Raw genomic sequence first — 17,634 nt, forward strand, 5'->3', positions numbered from 1 at the left:
GGTGGCATGTTCGACGAGCTGACGTTCCCGATCGTCGCCGCGCCGATGGCGGGCGGTCCCACCACTCCCGAACTGGTCGCCGCGGTGACCGAAGCCGGTGGCTTCGGCTTCCTCTCGGCCGGCATGCTCACCCCCGCCGCGCTGGCGGCGCAGATCGCCCGGACCCGGGAGCTGACCGGCGGCGAGTTCGGCGTCAACCTCTTCGTTCCCCAACCGGACACCGGCGCCGACGTCTCCGCGCACCGAGAGCGGCTCGAAGCGTTCGCCCGCGAATACGACGTCGACCTCGGCGAACCGAAGTGGGACGACGACAACTACCCGGCGAAGCTGGACGTCGTACTCGAGCTGCGGATCCCCGTGGTGTCGTTCACCTTCGGCCCGCCCTCGCCGTCGGACGTGCTGCGGCTCAAGGACGCCGGCAGCAAGGTGGTCGTCACCGTGACCACCCCGGAAGCCGCCCACCGGGCCGCCGACCTCGGCGCCGACGCGCTCGTCCTGCAGGGCTTCGAGGCGGGCGGGCACCGGAGCCTGTTCACCGACGACCCGCGGCTGCCCGGCGGTGGCGCGGAATACGGCGTCCTGGCCCTGCTGCGGCTCGTCGCCGCCCGCGTCGACCTGCCGCTGATCGCTGCCGGCGGGCTGGTGCACGGGGCCGACGTCGCCGCCGTGCTCGCCGCCGGGGCCGCAGCCGCCCAGCTGGGCACCGTCTTCCTGCGCGCGGACGAAGCCGGGACGTCGGAAGCGCACCGCAAGGCCCTCGCCCTCGCCGAGCGCGAGACGGCGTTCACCCGGGCCTTCAGCGGACGCCCGGCGCGGGGCCTGGTCAACAAGTTCATGGATGCGCTGTCCGAGGGCGCGCCCGCGGCTTACCCGCAGCTCAACCACCTGGCCGGGCCGGTGCGCAAGGCGTCGGCGAAGGCGGGCGACCCCGAAGCGATCTCGCTGTGGGCGGGCCAGACCTACCCGCTCGCGTACGACGCGTCGGCCGCGGTGATCATCGAGCGGCTGAAGGTCGAGGCGCGCGACGCCGCCGCGCGCCTCGACCGGATCCGCTAGGCGTCCGTGCGGTTCAGCACCGAGTGCCGTCGGCTGTAGAGGAAGTAGACGATCAGGCCGAGGACGAACCAGACGGCGAACCGCAGCCAGGTCGCCGGCTGCAGGAACGTGATCAGCCAGATCGAGAATACGATCCCGATCGCGGGCACCACCGGCATCCCCGGCGTCTTGAACGTCCGCGGCAGGTCCGGCTGCTTGTAGCGCAGCACGATCACCGCGACGCAGACGACGACGAAGGCGAGCAGGATGCCGATGTTCGTCAGCTCGGCCGCCTCGCCGATCGGCAGCACCCCGGCGATGATCGCCGACGCGCCGCCGAGGATCCACGTCATCCGGCTCGGCACCTGCCGCGTCGGGTGGGTCTTGCCCAGCCACGGCGGGAGCAGGCCGTCACGGCTCATCGAGTAGCCGACGCGGGTGGCGCCCATCAGGAACGTGAACAGCACGGTCAGGATGCCGACGATCGCGCCGACCGCGATCACCGTGGCCAGGCCGTCGAGGCCGACCGACTTGAACGCCGTCGAGAAGCCGCTCTTCGGGTCGATCTCGGTGTACTTCTGCATGCCGGTCAGCACCAGGCAGGCCAGCACGTACAGCACCATCGAGATGGCCAGCGAGTACAGGATCGCCTTCGGCATGTGCCGCTGCGCGTCCTTCGATTCTTCGGCGGCCGTCGACATCGCGTCGTAACCGAAGACGGCGAAGAACACCGTCGCCGCGCCGGTCACCGCGCCGCCGAAGCCCGCGGGCGCGAACGGCGTGTAGTTGCCGGTCTTGACGTAGAAGAAGCCGACCAGGATGACCACCAGCACGATCAGGACCTTGATCCCGACCATCGCCGTCTCGAACCGGGCGGCGCTGCGGATGCCGCGGTTGAGCAGGAACGCGATCAGCAGGCACAGCAGCGCGGCGAACAGGTCGACCTTGTGGCCCGGGCCGGTGCCGGGCGCGCCGAGCATCCACGCGGGCAGGTCGAGGCCGAGCTGGCCGAGCAGGAAGCTGAAGTAGCCGGAGATGCCGATCGCCACCACCGCCACGATCGCGGTGTACTCCAGCAGCAGGTCCCAGCCGATGAACCAGCCGACGACCTCGCCGAGCACCGCGTAGCCGTAGGTGTAGGCCGAACCGGCCTTCGGGATCAGGCCCGCGAACTCGGCGTAGGAGAACGCCGCCGCGGCGCTGGCGACGCCGGCGATGAGGAACGAGATCAGCACCGCCGGGCCGACACCCGGGATGCCCGCCGAATCGTCGCCGTGCGCGACACTGCCGGCGAGGGCGAAGATCCCGGCGCCGATGATGCCGCCGATGCCGATGGCGGTCAGCTGCCACAGCCCGAGGGTCCGTTTCAGGCCACCGCCTTCCGCGGCGTCCTGGATCTGGTCGATCGGCTTGCGCCGGAAGATGCCGGAGCCGGCACCCACTGGAGCGGACATCATCGTCTCCCGAACGGTCGGTGGAGAGCCCGGATCACGGGCCCTCGCGGGAACCTACCGCCATCCGCGCGTGAAGACAGCGTGAGCCGCTCAGCCCGCCGCGGTGTCTTCGCTCACGGCCTCCGACGCCGTCGCCACGGCCCGCTTGGCCTGCGTGGTCCGGACCGCACCCGCGGCGAAGTAGCCGAGCAGCTCGGCGATCTCGACCGGGTCGTCCAGCTGCGGGCAGTGCCCCCAGTCCTCGCGGACCAGCAGCCTGCTGTGCGGCACCAGCGTGTGTAGCTGCCGCCCGGACGCCGCGGTGACGAGCTTGTCCTTGCCGCACGCGACGACCAGCAGCGGCACCTTCACCGACTCGAGCCGGTAGGCGTCGGCGAGCTCCGCGACGAGCTGCCGGGCCTGCTCCAGCCGGCTCTTGGTCGCGCGGTAGTCCGGGAACAGCGCGGTGAAGCGCTGCACCTGCACCGCGTCGGCGACGCTCGAATCGGCGTACAGCAGCCGCGGGACGACCTGCTCGGCGACCTTGCGCACCAGGAAACCCGGGACCGGGACCGGCAGGGACGAGTACAGCCGCAGCGGCAGCGGGTAGCGCGCGACGGCACGGATCAGCCACGAGTCGACGAACCCGGGTGCGGCGATGGAGACGACGCCGGAGATCGGGAGCCGGCTGTTCTGGGCCGCGCGCAGGCTCATGGTGCCGCCGAGCGAGTTGCCCGCGAGCACGACCGAGCCGAGCACCGCCTGCTCGCGGACGACGGCGGTGGTGAACGCGTCGAGCTGCGGCAGCATCGGACCGGGCCGCAGCGGTTGCGCGTCGCCGAACCCGGGCAGATCGACCGCGACCGCCGGGATCCCGGCGGCCGCGAGCTGCTCCAGGGCGGGGCGCCAGGTATCGGCGCTGTCGCAGTAGCCGTGCAGCAGCACCAGCCGCGGTGCCGACGGCTTCACGTGCGGCGTGGCGGCCCGGCGGCGCAGGGAGCGGCGCGCGGCGGGTTGCTCCGGTTCGGGGTCGCCGACCTCGAGCACCCGGGTGCGGACGCCGGCGTAGCGCCGGAAGGAGACCCGGATCGGGATCTCGTCACTGGGCCGGCCGCCCGGTTCAGCCGGAGCGGGCCGCTTCGTCGCGGTCATGACTACAGATTACCTGGCCGCAGTGGGGTTTTGGTCGAATTTCGGTGCTAACGACCAGGTCTCGAACTGAAGACGTCAAAAATTCACGAGATGTCGGAAGGGTCACCGTGGCGGGCGGATCCGGTGATCCGCCCTGTTCACGGCCGTCTAGCGGGTGAAGACGATCTTGCCGGCGGTGTCCCCTTCGAGCATCGCCTGGAAGCCCTTGGCTGCCTCGGAAAAAGTAAGTTCCGCCCCGATCTGCGGCCGGACGCCGGTGAGGTCGAGGTAGGCGAGCAGGTCCGCGAGCTCGTCGCGGGTGCCCATGGTCGAGCCGGCGACGCGCAGCTGGAGGAAGAAGACCCGCTGCAGCTCGGCGTGCGCGTCCGGGCCGCTGGTCGAGCCCGAAACCACGATGATCCCGCCCGGCTTGAGCGATTTGACCGAGTGCGACCAGGTCGCCTTGCCGACCGTCTCGAACACGGCGTCGACCCGCTCGGGCAGCCGGGCGCCCGATTCGAACGCCTGGTGCGCGCCGAGGCTGGTGGCCAGCGCCCGCTTCTCTTCGCTGCGTCCGGTGACCCAGACCCGGAACCCGGCCGCGCGGCCGAGCTGGACCAGCGCCGTCGAGACGCCGCCGGAGGCCCCCTGCACGAGCATCGTCTGCCCGGGGCGCAGGCCCGACTTCACGAAGAGCATCCGGTACGCGGTCAGCCACGCCGTGCCCATCGTGGCGGCCTCGGCGAAGCTGAGCCCGGCGGGCTTCGGGACGACGTTGCGGGCCGGCACGACGACCTGGTCGGCGAAGGTGCCCTGGTACTTCTCGGTGAGCAGCGTGCGCTTCGGGTCGAGGGTGTCGTCGCCCTGCCAGCCCGGCGCGTTGATCACCGAGTGGAGGACGACCTCGGAGCCGTCGTCGAGGGTTCCCGCGCCGTCGCAGCCGAGGATCATCGGGAACTGGTCGGGCTTGATCCCGACCCCGCGCAGGGTCCACAGGTCGTGCATGTTGAGGCTGGCCGCCTTGACGTGCACGCGGACCCAGCCGTCCGGCACTTCGGGTTCGGGGCGCTCGCCGACGACGAGCGAGTCCAGCGGGCTTTCGGCGTTGGGTTCCTGCGCGTACACGGCGAACATGTCCTGCAACGTACCGCCCCAGGGGCGCGGGGGCAGCAGGGCGCGCGTAGGCTCACACCGTGTTCAACGGGCTGGCCGACTGGTGGGACGGGGTCGAGCTGTGGCTCGCCCAGGCCTGGTTCCCGGTGCAGTTCGTGCTGGTCATGGTGGTCGTCGTGCCGCTGTGCCTGGCCGCCGCCTGGGTGCTCGACAAGGTGGTCGGGCTGTTCGCCAGCCGGCTGGCTCCGGGGCCTGACGACGACTCCGACGCCTCGGCATAGGCTCGCGCACCATGTTCAACCGAAGGCGGATCACCGCCGCGCTGATCGGGCTCCTCGTGCTGGTGCTGGGGGGCTGGCTGGTCAAGGACGTCGTCAGCGGCGGCTCCACGTCGCCGAGTGCTCCGGCAAGTGCACCCGCCAAGAGCAGCACGCCCGCGAAGGGCGGCGCCGCCGTGCCGGGCGCGGACTCCGGGCTGCCGGTGAAGGCGCTTTCCGCGCTGCCGCCGCAGGCGTCGGACACGTGGAAGCTGATCGAAGCGGGCGGCCCGTACCCCTACCCCCGCAACGACGACGTCGTGTTCGAGAACCGCGAGAAGCGCTTGCCCGGCAAGAAGTCCGGCTACTACCACGAGTACACGGTGAAGACGCCCGGCAGCCCGGACCGCGGCGCGCGGCGGCTGATCACCGGGCAGGCGCACGAGCTGTACTACACCGGCGACCACTACGCGTCGTTCGTCGTCGTGGACCCGGCCCGATGAGCGCCGGCGACGCGAAGGCGGCCGCGGAGGAGGCGTTCGCCCGCGGCGCGTACCCGCACCTGGTGAACTCGCGCCCGACCGTGGACAAGGCCAGCACGCTGACCGCGTTCGCCGAGGCACTGTCCTTTCCGGACTACTTCGGCCACAACCTGGACGCGCTCTACGACTGCCTGACCGACCTGTCGTGGCTGCCGCCGGGGGAGCACGTGCTGATCTGGCCGGGTTCGGACGCCCTGCGCAAGGCGGAGCCCAAGACGTACCTGGCCATCCGCAGCGTGCTGTCCGACGCGCAGCGCGCGCTCGGCCCGAGCGGCCGCAGCGCCGGCTCGTGGCGGCTCACGGTGGTGCTGCCGGACGCCTGAGCGGCGTCCGGCCCGCGGCCCGGCTCAGTCCTGCGGGACCCAGTTCGGCTTGCGCTTCTGGGCGAAGGCCAGGATGCCCTCCTGGCCTTCCTCGCTCGCGAAAAACTTCGCCGACAGGCCGAGCATCTCGTCGAAGCCGTCCGACGGTGTCGCCGGGCGGGGGCGGCTCAGCAGCGCCTTCGTCTCGGCCAGCGCCTTCGGTCCGCCGGCCGCCAGCGACTTCACGTACTTCGCGACCGCGGCGTCGAGTTCGTCCGCCGGCACGGCCGCGTTCAGCAGGCCGATCTCGACCGCGCGCTGGGCGTCGAAGGTGTCGCCCGTCAGGAACAGCTCGTGGGCGGCGCGCGGGTTCAGCCGCGGGAGGACCGTCAGGGAGATGATCGCCGGGACGACACCGATGCGGACCTCGGAGAAGGCGAACGTCGCTTCCGGGACCGCCACCGCGATGTCGCACGCCGCCACCATGCCGATGCCGCCCGCCCGGGCGGGGCCGGCCAGGCGCGCCACCACCGGCTTCGGGCTGGTCCACAGCTGCTCGAGGATGCGCGGGAACTCGTTGACGCCCTGGTCGCCCGCGCCGGCGCCGCGGGCCTCCTTGAGGTCCATCCCCGCGCAGAACACCGGCCCGGTGTGGGTCAGCACGACCACGCGCACGGCGTCGTCGGCGGCCGCGGCCGTCAGCGCGTCCGACAGTTCGCGGCGCAGCTGCGCCGACAGCGCGTTGCGGTTGTGCGGGGAGTCCAGGGTGATCGTGGCGGTGCCGCCCACCACGTCGTAGTGCACCAGTTCGTCAGCCATGTCCGACACCCTTGCACATGGGCCGCGCCCGGCCGGTGTTACGCGGGCCACCCCGCGGGTGCGTGCCCCGCGGGGTGGCCCGGCACTCAGCCGATGGTCGTGGTGGTGAAGACCGGGCTCGGGTTGGGGAAGCAGGCCGTCGGCGCGGTGAGGTCACCGAGGATGGTGCTCGCCACCGCCTTGAACGTCAGGCCGGGATCGCTGTAGCTGGTGCCGGCCAGCCTGGTCTGGATGGTGCCCGACTGGCCGGCCCTCAGGTGCGCGGTGACGGTGGGCAGTTCGAACGTCGCGCCGCCGGCGATCGGGCCCGGGAAGCTGAGCGTCGCCACGCCGTTCGCGACGGAAATGACCGGCGGCGTCGAACCGAGGCCGGAGCCGCCGGCGAGGTCCGCGCCGACGTAGGTCGAGTTGGCCGGGATCGGGATCTTCAGCGCGAACGTGTTGATGTTCTTGACCTTGTTGCCGCTCACCGTGCTGGGCACGGTGTTCGGCGCCGGGTCGATGACGACGTCGAACGCGGCGCCGGGGGCCACGGTCGGCGGCGCGGTCACGTCGGCGTCCTGGTTGAGCGCCACGTGCTGCGGTCCGACGATCGGGGCGTCGGCCTGGCAGTCGAAGGTCACCGAAGTGGCCGCCGACGCCGGGGCGGCGAGGGCGATCGGAAGGGCCGCGGCCGCGGTCAAAGCGGCGAGCCGAAGAGCTTTCATCTGTGTCCACCTGCCTGCGATTTCACGAGGGGAGGGAGAAAGCTGCGCAGCATCCAGATAGTTACCGGCAAGTTAAGTAAGCCGTCAAGGATTCACTGTTCCCATGCGCGGGGTGTGACAACTGAATGTGAATCTTTGTCACCTTTCGGCGGTGGTGGTGCCGCTGCGTGACCAGACGCATGTTCTTCTCCGATCGATCCTGACCGCTTTGTTTCGGAACCCTGGTCCGTCCCGGCATGGCCCTGTTACCTGGGTCACGTCGACGACGACGTCGGAAGGGACGGGCGATGAGACTGTTCTCCACGGTGGCCAGGACGCTGGCCCTGGTCGTGCTCGCCGGTGGGCTCCTGGCCGCCGGCCCACCGCAGGCCCAGGCGTCGACCGCCGGGTTCAAGGGCGTGAACTGGGCCGACCAGCGGGACAACTTCGTCAACGGCGTGCTGTACGTGTCCGGGCTGAGCGCGTCCGACACGCACGCGTCGGCGGCGGCCACCGCGGACCAGCTCGTCGGCCGGATGTACGCGATCACCGGGGCCGACACCGTCCGGATGCCGATCAACGAGCCGACCGTCGCCGGCTACTGGGACACCTACACCGGCGCGATCGACGCCGCTCTGGGCAAGGGCCGGGTGATCCTCGCCTACTGGGCCTACAGCGGCGGGAAACCGGCGAGCACCACCGGCTTCCAGCAGATGTGGGACAAGGTCGTCGCCCGGTACGGCGCCAACCCGAACGCCTACTTCGAGGTCATCAACGAGCCGTACTCCTACAGCGCCGGCGACCTGACCAACTTCTACAACACCTGGCTGGCCCGGTATCCGAGCGTGCCACGCGGCCGCGTCATCCTCGACGGCACCGGGTACGCCCAGAACGTGCCCGCGGTCGGCGGCGACCACCGGCTCGACGGGACACTGCTGGCGGCCCACGACTATTCGTTCTTCGCCGGCTACGAAAGCGAAACCGAGTGGGCCAACCACCTCGGCGGCTACATCGGCGGGTACGCGGACCGGACGATCGTCACCGAGTGGGGCGGGCCGATGGGGCCCGGCAGCAAGAACGGCGTCCACTACGACACGATCGACTACAGCATCCCGAGCGGGTCGTTCTTCGCCGACTACATCCGGGGGGTCAGCGCGAAACTGCGGAGCCTCGGCGTGGGCAGCGTGTACTGGCCGGGCCTGCGCGACGGCGACTGGTACAGCCTGACGACCCGGTCCGGCACCCAGCTGTCGCTGGTGAACCCGACCGGCCTGACCCGCCTGCAGTACGCGTGGGGCATCGGCAACGGCGGCGGCACGTACGTCCGGATCGTCAACGCGGCCACCGGCCTGTACGTCGACGGGCTCGGCCGGACGGCCACCGGGTCCACCGCGGGCCAGGCGAGCGGCGACGCAAGCCGGCTCGATCAGCAGTGGACCGTCGAGAACTACGGCAACCGCGTGCGCATCAAGAACCGGGCGACGGGCCTGTACCTGGACGGCGCGGGCCGCACGGCCAACGGCGCGGCGGTGAGCCAGTACGGCGACAGCGGCAGCGCGAACCAGCAGTGGACGGTGGTGACGGACGCGAACAACGTCCGGATCAGGAACGCCGCGACCGGCGAGTACCTGGACAGCGCGGGCCGCACGGGCAGCGGCGCCGACCTGAGCCAGTACGGCGACAGCAGCAGCGCGAACCAGCGGTGGCGGATCGTGGCCGCAGGCTAGGCGTACTGCCGCAGCAGCCCGCTGACGGCGGTGGCGTACCGCGCGACGACGACGTCCGCGACGCGCGGGTCGTCCGCCAGCGGTGCCGCGATGAACGCCCCCGGGTCGGCTTCGCGGGCCAGCCGCGCGATGCGGTCCGGCAGCAGGCCCGGGGCCAGGAACCACGACGCCACCACCAGGTGGCGGACACCCCGGGCGCGCAGGCGCCCGGCCGCCGCCGGGATGTCCGGCTGGGTCGCGCTGGCGAACGCCTCGCTCACCGGCAGCCCCAGCCGGGCCTCCCACCGCGTCGCCAGGGAGGCCACGACTGCGTTGGCGGTGGCGTTCGACGAGCCGACCGCGCTGAGCAGCACCCCCGTGTCCCGATGCCGCGGGGCCGCCGCCAGCCGGTCGAGGGCGACGGCCTCCAGGGCCGGGTCGGCGCCGAGCACGTCGGACGTCCGCACGACGAAGCCCGGGCAGGATTCCGTCACCGAAGCGATCAGCGCCGGCAGATCGACCCGGGCGTGGAACGCGCTGCCCAGCAGCAGCGGCACCACGACCGCCGTCCGGTGGCCGTCGGCGTACAACGACCGCAGCACGTCCGTGACCAGCGGCTCCGAGAGGTCCAAGAAGGACTCGTGCACCGGAACGCCCGGGGCCTGGGCGCGGACGACGTCGACGAGCGCCCGCACGGTCGCCGCCGAGCGGGGGTCGCGGCTGCCGTGCGCGACGGCGACCAGGGGAGGCGTCACGAGAAGCGCTCACCCACCAGGCCCGCGGCGAGGGTGTCGCCGTCCTTCGGGTCGATCACCAGGAACGCGCCGGTGCGCGGGCTGACGCCGTAGTCGTCGACGCCCAGCTCCTCGGCCAGCCGCAGCGTGACGAGGCCGATGTCGTTGAGCTCCAGCGACGATGGCGAGTCCACACTGGACAGTGCCTGCTCGTCGAACCGCGCGTGCAGCTCGGCCACCAGCGCCTGCACCGTCCGGGTGCCGTGCTTGACGAGCACCCGCGCGCCCGCCTTGAGCGGCTTGGACGACAGCCAGCACAGCGTGCCGGTGATCTCGTCGGTCACCCGGGGCGGCGCGTCCGCGGCGGCGATCAGGTCGCCGCGGGAGATGTCGATGTCGTCGGCGAGCAGCAGCGTCACCGACGTCCCGGCGCCGGCCTCGGCCAGGGGCCCGTCCGCGGTGTCGATCCGTTCGACGCGGCTGCGGATGCCCTGCGGCAGCACGACGATCTCGTCACCGGATCGCACGGTGCCCGCGGCGATCTGGCCGGCGTAACCGCGGTAGTCCGGGTATTCGGGCGTGCGCGGGCGGATCACGTACTGCACCGGGAACCGCAGCGCCGAGTCGTGCGGGTCGGGCGCGACCGGCACGTCCTCCAGGTGCTCCAGCAGGCTGGGGCCGGTGTACCAGGGCGTCCGGTCCGAGCGCGTCGCGACGTTGTCGCCCTCCAGGGCCGACACAGGGATGGCGAGCACCGAACCGCGCGCGTACCCCAGGGAGAGGGCGTGCTCGGCGAACTCCTCGGCGATCACCGTGAAGGTCGCCTCGTCGTAGCCGACGAGGTCGATCTTGTTCACCGCCAGCACCAGCTGCGGCACGCCGAGCAGGGCCAGCACGGCCGCGTGCCGCCGGGTCTGCTCGATCACGCCCTTGCGCGCGTCGACCAGGAGCACGGCCAGCTGCGCGGTGGACGCGCCGGTCACCGTGTTGCGCGTGTACTGCACGTGGCCGGGGGTGTCGGCCAGCACGAACGACCGTTTCGGCGTCGCGAAGTACCGGTAGGCGACGTCGATGGTGATGCCCTGCTCGCGCTCCGAGCGCAGGCCGTCGACCAGCAGCGAAAGGTCCGGTGTGGACAGTCCCTTGTCGACGGACGCGCGGGTGACGGCGTCGAGCTGGTCGGCGAGCACCGACTTCGTGTCGTAGAGCAGCCGGCCGACGAGCGTCGACTTGCCGTCGTCGACGCTCCCGGCGGTGGCCAGGCGCAGCAGCGAACTCATCAGAAGTACCCCTCACGCTTGCGGTCTTCCATGGCCGCCTCGGACATCCGGTCGTCGGCGCGGGTGGCGCCGCGCTCGGTGAGCCGCGACGCCGACACCTCGGCGATGACCTCTTCGACGGTGACCGCGGTGGACTCCACGGCACCGGTGCACGAGCCGTCGCCGACGGTCCGGTAGCGCACGCTCAGCTCGTGGATCTCCTCGTCCGGCCGGGGGCCGAACCACGGGCCCTCGGTCAGCCACATCCCGTCGCGGCGGAAGACCTTCCGCTTGTGGGCGTAGTAGATCGACGGCAGCTCGACCTTCTCGCGGGCGATGTAGTTCCAGACGTCGGCCTCGGTCCAGTTGGACAGCGGGAAGACGCGGACCTGCTCGCCGGGGCGGTGCCGTCCGTTGTAGAGGTTCCACAGCTCGGGCCGCTGGCGCCGCGGCTCCCACTGGCCGAAGGCGTTGCGGAGGCTGAAGATCCGCTCCTTGGCGCGGGCGCGTTCCTCGTCCCGGCGGCCGCCGCCGAACACGGCGTCGAACTTGTTCTCGGCGATCGTGTCGAGTAGCGGCGTGGTCTGCAGCGGGTTGCGCATCCCGTCGGCGCGCTCTTCGAGACGCCCGTCGTCGATCCAGTCCTGCACCTTCGCGACGACCAGGCGCAGCCCGTGCTTTTCGACCACGCGGTCACGGAACTCGAGGACCTCGTCGAAGTTGTGCCCGGTGTCCACGTGCAGCAGCGGGAACGGCACCGGCGCCGGCCAGAACGCCTTGATCGCCAGGTGCAGCAGCAGCGTCGAGTCCTTGCCACCGGAGAAGAGGATCACCGGCCGGTCGAACTCGCCCGCCACCTCCCGGAAGATGTGGATGGCTTCGGATTCCAAGGCGGCGAGGTTGTCCTGAGCCGCGTCGGTGGCAGGTTCCAGTGTCGTCATGCGTCCCTCGGTGTCTGACATCAGCCGTGCAGTCCGCACTCGGTCTTGCTCTGCCCCGCCCACCGGCCGCTGCGCGGGTCCTGGCCCGGCTCGACGCGAGCCGTGCAGGGCGCGCAGCCGATCGACAGGTAGCCGATCGACACCAGCGGGTTCTCCAGGATCCCGTGCTCGCGGATGTAGCCGTTGAACTCGTCGTCGGTCCACGCCGCGATCGGGTTGATCTTGACCAGGCCGTTGCGGTCGTCCCAGGTGACGATCGGGGTGTTCGCGCGGGTCGGCGCGTCGACCCGGCGGACGCCGGTCACCCACGCCGAGTAGTTCGCCAGGGTCTTGCGCAGCGGCACGACCTTGCGCAGGTTGCAGCACAGCGTGGCGTCGCGGTCGTGCAGCTTCGGGCCGTACTCGGCGTCCTGCTCGGCGACGCTCTGCTCGGCCTGGGCGTTCACGATGCGGACGTCCGGGTAGACCGTCTGGACGGCGTCGCGCGTGCCGATCGTCTCCGGGAAGTGGTACCCGGTCTCCAGGAAGAGAACGTCCACATCGGACTTCACCTTGGTGGCGAGGTCGATGAGCACGGCGTCCTGCATGTTGGACGCGACGATGAAGTCGTCGCCGAACGTGTCGACGGTCCAACGCAGAGCTTCGTCCGCAGTCGCGTCGGCGAGCTCCTTCGAGGCGCGCTCGGCGAGGGTCTTGTAGTCGGCGGTGGCGGTCATCGGGAAACCTCCGGAAGGGACAGGCCGAGGAACTTGACCGAGAAAACCCGGCGACAGGCCGAACACAGCCAGCCGCCGTTCTCTTCCGGCCGCAGGTCCTCGTCGCCGCAGTACGGGCAGTAGTACGGCGCCGCGCGTTCGGTCATTGCAGGACGCTTTCCTCGGCCCGCGCGGCCCACTGCGGGAACCGTTCGCCGGGTTCGCGCCCGGCGGCGTAGGCGCGCACGACGCGTTCGACGTAGCCGGTCAGCTCGGCCGCGGTCACCTTGTGGCCGCGCAGTTTCCGGCCGAACCCGGCGTCGAGGCCGAGGCCGCCGCCGAGGTGCACCTGGAAACCCTCGACCTGGTTGCCGTCGGCGTCGGTGACGATCTGGCCCTTGAGGCCGATGTCCGCGGTCTGGATCCGCGCGCAGGAGTTGGGGCAGCCGTTGAGGTGCACGGTCACCGGCGTGTCCAGACCGGCCTGGATGTCGGCGAGGGACTTCTCGAGGTCCGCGACGAGCTGCTGCGCACGGGCCTTCGTCTCGACGATGGCGAGCTTGCAGAACTCCAGCCCGGTGCAGGCCATCACCCCGCGCCGCCACGGCGACGGCTTCGTCTCCAGCCCGATCTCGGCCAGTTCGGCTTCGAGCGTGGCGACCTGGGCCTCGGGGACGTCGAGCACGACGACCTTCTGCTGCGGGGTGAGCCGCACCCGGCCCGAGCCGGCCCGCTCGGCGGCCTTGGCGACCGCGACGAGCGTGCCGCCGCTGGAGCGGCCGGCGATCGGCGCGGCGCCGACGTAGAAGTTGCCGTCGACCTGCCGGTGCACGCCGACGTGGTCGATCGGGACGGCCGGGTCGGCCGGTGGCGGGCCGTCGATCAGGGTGCGCTTGAGGTACTCGTCCTGCAGCACCTGCCGGAACTTCTCCGCGCCCCAGTCCTTGACCAGGAACTTCAGCCGGGCGCGGGAGCGCAGCCGCCGGTAGCCGTAGTCGCGGAAGATCGAGATGACGCCTTCCCAGACGTCCGGCACCTCGTCCAGCGGCACCCAGGCACCGAGGCGCTGGCCGAGCATGGGGTTGGTCGACAGGCCACCGCCGACCCAGACGTCGAAGCCGGGCCCGTGCTCCGGGTGGTCGACGCCGACGAAGGCGACGTCGTGGATTTCGTGGGCGACGTCGGGCTGGCCGGAGATGGCGGTCTTGAACTTGCGCGGCAGGTTGGCGAACTCCGGCTTGCCGATGTACCGGCGCTTGATCTCCTCGAGCGCGGGCGTGCCGTCGATCACCTCGTCGGCCGAGATGCCGGCGACCGGCGAGCCGAGCATGACGCGTGGGCTGTCGCCGCAGGCCTCCATCGTCGTCATGCCGGCGTTTTCGAGCTTGGCCCAGATCGCCGGGACGTCCTCGATCCGGATCCAGTGGTACTGGATGTTCTGCCGGTCGGTGATGTCGGCGGTGTCGCGCGCGTACGCCTGCGAGATCTCGCCGAGCACGGTGAGCTGGGCGGTGGTCAGCGCGCCGCCGTCGATGCGGACCCGCAGCATGAAGTAGCGGTCGTCGAGCTCTTCGGGCTCGAGCGTCGCGGTGCGGCCGCCGTCGATCCCCGGCTTGCGCTGGGTGTAGAGGCCGAACCAGCGGAACCGGCCGCGCAGGTCGCCCGGGTCGATCGCGTCGAACCCGCGGTGGGCGTAGATGTTCTCGATCCGCGCCCGCACGTTGAGCGGGTGGTCGTCCTTCTTCGACCGCTCGTTCGGGTTCAGCGGCTCCCGGTAACCGAGCGCCCATTGCCCTTCACCGCGCTTCTGCTTGGCGCGCGCGGGGCGGGCTGGGGTTTGGGGCGTGGCCATGGCGGCGTCCTCCGAGAGGCTTTTCGTGGCGGCGGAGGACCACCGGCTCGCGGGTGTCCTCCCGCGCCGGCTGTCCAGGTTCGTGGCAGGTGGTGGCGATCGGGGAGTCAGCGAACGGGTACGCAGAGGGCGCTGGCGACCCGCAGGAGGTCGACGTGGCGGCGCGCCACGAGGAGAACACCGGCATGAGTCACGGCGTCAGCGTGCCACGCGTCCACAATGTGGTCCAGGGCTGCCCGGATGGTGGGAGAAGGGTCACTCACCTGCGGAAATCGTGTCAACCGCCTTGCGCACGCACTCTTGCGCCGCCGAATCACTACAGATAGAGTACTTCAATCACAGTGGTTTAGAGAGAGGGCTGGGGATGCAGGTCAAGGGTTTCGGGGCGGGGTATCTGGTCGACGACGTCGCCGCGACCACCCGGTTCTACGCGGATGTCGTCGGCCTGCCGGTCACCGTCGAGCTCGACTGGTTCGCCAGCGTCAACGCCGGTGCGCCGGGGTTCGAGATCAGCTTCGTGCAGCGCGGGCACGAGTCGGTCCCGCCCGGCTACCGGGCGCAGGAGACGGCCGGGCTGATGTTCGGCCTCGTCGTCGAAGACGCCCGCGCCGAGGCGAAGCGGCTTGAAGAGGCGGGTGTCGAGCTGGTGACCCCGGTCGTCGACGAGGCCTACGGGCAGCGGCACTTCTACGTCGCGGACCCGAACGGCGTGCTGCTCGACGTCATCGAGATAATCCCGGTCGACCCGGACTGGGCGGCGGCCCACCTCCCGGCGTCGTAACCGGTGTTGACCCGATCGGCCCCTTGAGGCGACCGGGCGTGACGGGGTGGACAATCCGACTGTGCCCGAGCTGCGTCCCGACCCCGCCACACCGATCGATCCGGCGTTGCCGGAAAGCGCGCTGAAGGGGCTCGGCAGCAGAGCGTTCGGGGTGTACGTGCACGTCCCGTTCTGCGCCACCCGCTGCGGGTACTGCGACTTCAACACCTACACCGCGGGGGAGCTCGACACGGGTTCGTCGCCGCAGTCCTGGCTCGACGGGCTGCGCCGGGAGCTGGAACTCGCCGCGCGGGTGCTCGTCGTCCCGCCCGCCGCCGACACGGTGTTCGTCGGCGGCGGCACGCCGTCGCTGCTGGGGGCGGACGGGCTGCGTTCGGTGCTCGACGCCGTCCGCGACGTCTTCGGGCTCGCCCCCGGCGCCGAGGTGACGACGGAGTCGAACCCCGAGTCGACGTCGCCGGCGTTCTTCGCCGGCATCCGCGAGGCCGGCTACAACCGGGTTTCCCTGGGCATGCAGTCGGCCGCGCCGCACGTGCTGAAGATCCTCGACCGCGTGCACACCCCGGGCCGTCCCGGCCAGGCCGTCGCCGAGGCGCGCGCGGCCGGCTTCGAGCACGTGAACCTCGACGTGATCTACGGCACCCCGGGCGAGCGCCCCGACGACCTCCTCGCGACGCTCGACGCGGTGCTGGGCGCCGGCGTCGACCACGTGTCGGCGTACGCGCTGATCGTCGAGGAGGGCACGGCGCTGGCCCGCCGCGTGCGCCGTGGGGAGCTGCCCGCGCCGGACGACGACGTGCTGGCGGCGGATTACGAGATGATCGACGCGACCCTGGCGGCGGCGGGGCTGCGCTGGTACGAGGTGTCGAACTGGGCGGCCTCCGACGCGGCCCGCTGCCGGCACAACCTCGGCTACTGGCGCGGCGACGACTGGTGGGGCGCGGGCCCGGGCGCGCACAGCCACGTCGGCGGGGTGCGCTGGTGGAACGTCAAGCACCCGGCGCGCTACACGGCGCTGCTCGCCGAGGGCCATTCGCCCGCGGGCGGGCGCGAGGTGCTCACCGACGACGACCAGCACCTCGAACGGATCATGCTCGAGCTGCGCGTCGCCGAAGGGCTGCCGCTCGACGTGCTGGACGAGCCCGGGCTCGCCGAGGCCCGCGCGGCCGCGGCCGAGGGCCTGCTCGATCCGTCCGCTTTGGACAGCCGGGGCCGCGCGGTGCTCACCGGCCGGGGGCGGCTGCTGGCCGACGGAGTGGTCCGCCGCCTCGCCGGCTAGGGATTAAAACCGGGGACCGGGTCGTTGCTTGTATTCAGCAACGACTTTCGAGGAGGCCCCATGGCGCGCGCGATCAGGTTCGACGAGTACGGCGACGTGGAGGTCCTGCGGGTCGAGGACGTGCCGCGGCCGGTCCCGGGAGCGGGCCAGGTGCTCGTCGAGGTCCGCGCCGCCGGGATCAACCCGGGCGAGGCGTCCATCCGGAAGGGACTGCTGCACTCGCGGTTCCCGGCGACGTTCCCGTCCGGACAAGGCAGTGACTTCGCGGGGGTTGTCGCTTCGCTCGGCGAAGGCGTGTCGGAGATTGCTGTCGGCGACGAGGTGATCGGGTTCGTCGACACGCGGTCGAGCCACGCGGAGTTCGTCGTGGCGGAGGCCGCGAACCTCACGCCGAAGCCGGACGGCTTGCCGTGGGAAGTGGCCGGTTCACTGTTCGTCGCCGGGACCACCGCGTACGCCGCGGTGGCCGCGGTCTGCCCGCGGGAGGGCGACACGGTCGTCGTTTCGGGCGCGGCGGGCGGCGTCGGGTCGCTCGCGGTGCAGCTGGCGAAGCTGGCCGGGGCCACGGTGATCGGCCTGGCCGGCGAGGCGAACCACGAGTGGCTGCGCGAGCTCGGCGTCATCCCGGTCGCCTACGGCGACGGCGTCCTCGAGCGGATCCGCGAAGCCGCGCCTTCCGTGCAGGCGTTCGTCGACACCTTCGGTGACGCGTACGTGGAACTGGCGCTGCACCTGGGCATCCACCCGGGACGGATCGACACGATCATCGACTGGGCCGCGGCCGAAAAGTACAACGTGAAGACCGACGGCAACGCGGCGGGCGCGTCGGCCGACGTGCTGCGCGAGCTGGCGTTGCTGCTGGACAAGGGGTTGCTGACGCTGCCGATTGCCCGCGTGTACCCGCTGGACGAAGTCCGGGATGCCTACCGCGAGCTGGAGCAGCGGCACACGCGCGGCAAGATCGTGCTGCGGCCCTAGGGCGTGTCTGACAAACATGTCGGCGGGTTGCTGGGATGCTGCTGGTCGTGTCGCGGTTTCAGTTGCTCTCGGATGCTCAGTGGGCGTTGAT

Annotated in this window: 20 protein-coding genes; 8 read left to right on the forward strand and 12 right to left on the reverse strand. The window is 71.3% G+C overall.

The annotated features are described in order from the left end of the window. Nucleotides 1-6: 6 nt before the first annotated feature. Nucleotides 7-1,056 (forward strand): nitronate monooxygenase, encoded by a 1,050-nt coding sequence (locus AB0J55_RS26545; RefSeq protein WP_364253758.1) that lies wholly within the window; start codon nt 7-9, stop codon nt 1,054-1,056. Here the strand turns inward: AB0J55_RS26545 and AB0J55_RS26550 are convergent. The 3 genes from AB0J55_RS26550 to AB0J55_RS26560 all read right to left on the reverse strand — a co-directional run bounded on the left by AB0J55_RS26550 (nt 1,053) and on the right by AB0J55_RS26560 (nt 4,733). Beyond that, nucleotides 1,053-2,489: an amino acid permease gene (locus tag AB0J55_RS26550; protein ID WP_364253761.1), complete on the reverse strand. Its 1,437-nt coding sequence runs from the start codon at nt 2,487-2,489 to the stop codon at nt 1,053-1,055. The two genes, AB0J55_RS26545 and AB0J55_RS26550, sit on opposite strands and share 4 nt — an antisense overlap. A gap of 90 nt (nt 2,490-2,579) precedes the next feature. Then, nucleotides 2,580-3,620 (reverse strand): alpha/beta hydrolase, encoded by a 1,041-nt coding sequence (locus AB0J55_RS26555; RefSeq protein WP_364253764.1) that lies wholly within the window; start codon nt 3,618-3,620, stop codon nt 2,580-2,582. Nucleotides 3,621-3,767: 147 nt separating this feature from the next. Then, complete coding sequence (locus AB0J55_RS26560; RefSeq protein ID WP_364253767.1) at nt 3,768-4,733, reverse strand: zinc-binding dehydrogenase; 966 nt, start codon at nt 4,731-4,733, stop codon at nt 3,768-3,770. 59 nt (nt 4,734-4,792) lie between these two features. Between AB0J55_RS26560 and AB0J55_RS26565 the strand changes: the two genes are divergently transcribed. Genes AB0J55_RS26565 through AB0J55_RS26575 form a run of 3 tightly spaced genes read left to right on the forward strand, consistent with a single transcriptional unit; the run spans nt 4,793 to nt 5,834 of the window. Beyond that, nucleotides 4,793-4,993: a hypothetical protein gene (locus AB0J55_RS26565; RefSeq protein ID WP_364253770.1), complete on the forward strand. Its 201-nt coding sequence runs from the start codon at nt 4,793-4,795 to the stop codon at nt 4,991-4,993. Nucleotides 4,994-5,004: 11 nt separating this feature from the next. Next, complete coding sequence (locus AB0J55_RS26570; protein WP_364253773.1) at nt 5,005-5,472, forward strand: ribonuclease domain-containing protein; 468 nt, start codon at nt 5,005-5,007, stop codon at nt 5,470-5,472. After that, on the forward strand, nt 5,469-5,834 hold the full coding sequence (locus AB0J55_RS26575; protein WP_364253776.1) for a barstar family protein: 366 nt from the start codon (nt 5,469-5,471) through the stop codon (nt 5,832-5,834). Before AB0J55_RS26570 ends, AB0J55_RS26575 begins: the two co-directional genes overlap by 4 nt. A 24-nt stretch (nt 5,835-5,858) precedes the next feature. On the opposite strand, the gene AB0J55_RS26580 is transcribed toward AB0J55_RS26575, so the two are convergent. Together AB0J55_RS26580 and AB0J55_RS26585 are read right to left on the reverse strand one after the other, a co-directional pair. Beyond that, the gene (locus tag AB0J55_RS26580) at nt 5,859-6,632 is read right to left on the reverse strand and encodes an enoyl-CoA hydratase family protein (protein ID WP_364253779.1); all 774 of its coding nucleotides are present in this window, start codon (nt 6,630-6,632) and stop codon (nt 5,859-5,861) included. A gap of 86 nt (nt 6,633-6,718) precedes the next feature. Further along, on the reverse strand, nt 6,719-7,339 hold the full coding sequence (locus AB0J55_RS26585; RefSeq protein WP_364253782.1) for a cyclase: 621 nt from the start codon (nt 7,337-7,339) through the stop codon (nt 6,719-6,721). A gap of 287 nt (nt 7,340-7,626) precedes the next feature. Between AB0J55_RS26585 and AB0J55_RS26590 the strand changes: the two genes are divergently transcribed. Further along, nucleotides 7,627-9,045: an RICIN domain-containing protein gene (locus AB0J55_RS26590; RefSeq protein ID WP_364253785.1), complete on the forward strand. Its 1,419-nt coding sequence runs from the start codon at nt 7,627-7,629 to the stop codon at nt 9,043-9,045. On the opposite strand, the gene AB0J55_RS26595 is transcribed toward AB0J55_RS26590, so the two are convergent. From AB0J55_RS26595 to AB0J55_RS26625, 7 genes are all read right to left on the reverse strand, one after another. Next, entirely contained in the window at nt 9,042-9,779 is a 738-nt protein-coding gene (locus AB0J55_RS26595) for a sirohydrochlorin chelatase (protein ID WP_364253788.1), read from the reverse strand. The genes AB0J55_RS26590 and AB0J55_RS26595 overlap by 4 nt on opposite strands. After that, nucleotides 9,776-11,038 carry a GTP-binding protein gene (locus AB0J55_RS26600; RefSeq protein ID WP_364253791.1) on the reverse strand — a complete coding sequence of 421 codons (1,263 nt, stop codon included), beginning with the start codon at nt 11,036-11,038 and terminating at the stop codon, nt 9,776-9,778. Before AB0J55_RS26600 ends, AB0J55_RS26595 begins: the two co-directional genes overlap by 4 nt. After that, entirely contained in the window at nt 11,038-11,958 is a 921-nt protein-coding gene (gene cysD / locus AB0J55_RS26605; protein WP_364253794.1) for a sulfate adenylyltransferase subunit CysD, read from the reverse strand. Before cysD ends, AB0J55_RS26600 begins: the two co-directional genes overlap by 1 nt. Before the next feature lie 20 nt (nt 11,959-11,978). Beyond that, nucleotides 11,979-12,674, reverse strand: a complete 696-nt coding sequence (locus AB0J55_RS26610) for a phosphoadenylyl-sulfate reductase (RefSeq protein WP_364253797.1) — start codon at nt 12,672-12,674, stop codon at nt 11,979-11,981. Further along, nucleotides 12,671-12,820: an Insertion element protein gene (locus AB0J55_RS26615; protein ID WP_086860657.1), complete on the reverse strand. Its 150-nt coding sequence runs from the start codon at nt 12,818-12,820 to the stop codon at nt 12,671-12,673. Before AB0J55_RS26615 ends, AB0J55_RS26610 begins: the two co-directional genes overlap by 4 nt. After that, entirely contained in the window at nt 12,817-14,505 is a 1,689-nt protein-coding gene (locus AB0J55_RS26620; protein ID WP_364253800.1) for a nitrite/sulfite reductase, read from the reverse strand. Before AB0J55_RS26620 ends, AB0J55_RS26615 begins: the two co-directional genes overlap by 4 nt. A 107-nt stretch (nt 14,506-14,612) precedes the next feature. Then, entirely contained in the window at nt 14,613-14,822 is a 210-nt protein-coding gene (locus AB0J55_RS26625; RefSeq protein WP_364253803.1) for a putative leader peptide, read from the reverse strand. A gap of 47 nt (nt 14,823-14,869) precedes the next feature. Between AB0J55_RS26625 and AB0J55_RS26630 the strand changes: the two genes are divergently transcribed. The 3 genes from AB0J55_RS26630 to AB0J55_RS26640 all read left to right on the forward strand — a co-directional run bounded on the left by AB0J55_RS26630 (nt 14,870) and on the right by AB0J55_RS26640 (nt 17,543). Further along, nucleotides 14,870-15,286: a VOC family protein gene (locus tag AB0J55_RS26630; protein ID WP_364253806.1), complete on the forward strand. Its 417-nt coding sequence runs from the start codon at nt 14,870-14,872 to the stop codon at nt 15,284-15,286. A gap of 61 nt (nt 15,287-15,347) precedes the next feature. Further along, nucleotides 15,348-16,565, forward strand: coding sequence for a radical SAM family heme chaperone HemW (gene hemW, locus AB0J55_RS26635; RefSeq protein ID WP_364253809.1), 1,218 nt, complete (start codon nt 15,348-15,350; stop codon nt 16,563-16,565). A 60-nt stretch (nt 16,566-16,625) separates the two neighbouring features. Then, a complete protein-coding gene (locus AB0J55_RS26640; RefSeq protein WP_364253812.1) occupies nt 16,626-17,543 on the forward strand; it encodes an NADP-dependent oxidoreductase in 918 nt (305 codons plus the stop codon). The last annotated feature ends 91 nt before the right edge of the window (nt 17,544-17,634 follow it).

Source organism: Amycolatopsis sp. NPDC049688 (assembly GCF_040674975.1).
In the GTDB taxonomy this organism is placed as follows: domain Bacteria; phylum Actinomycetota; class Actinomycetes; order Mycobacteriales; family Pseudonocardiaceae; genus Amycolatopsis.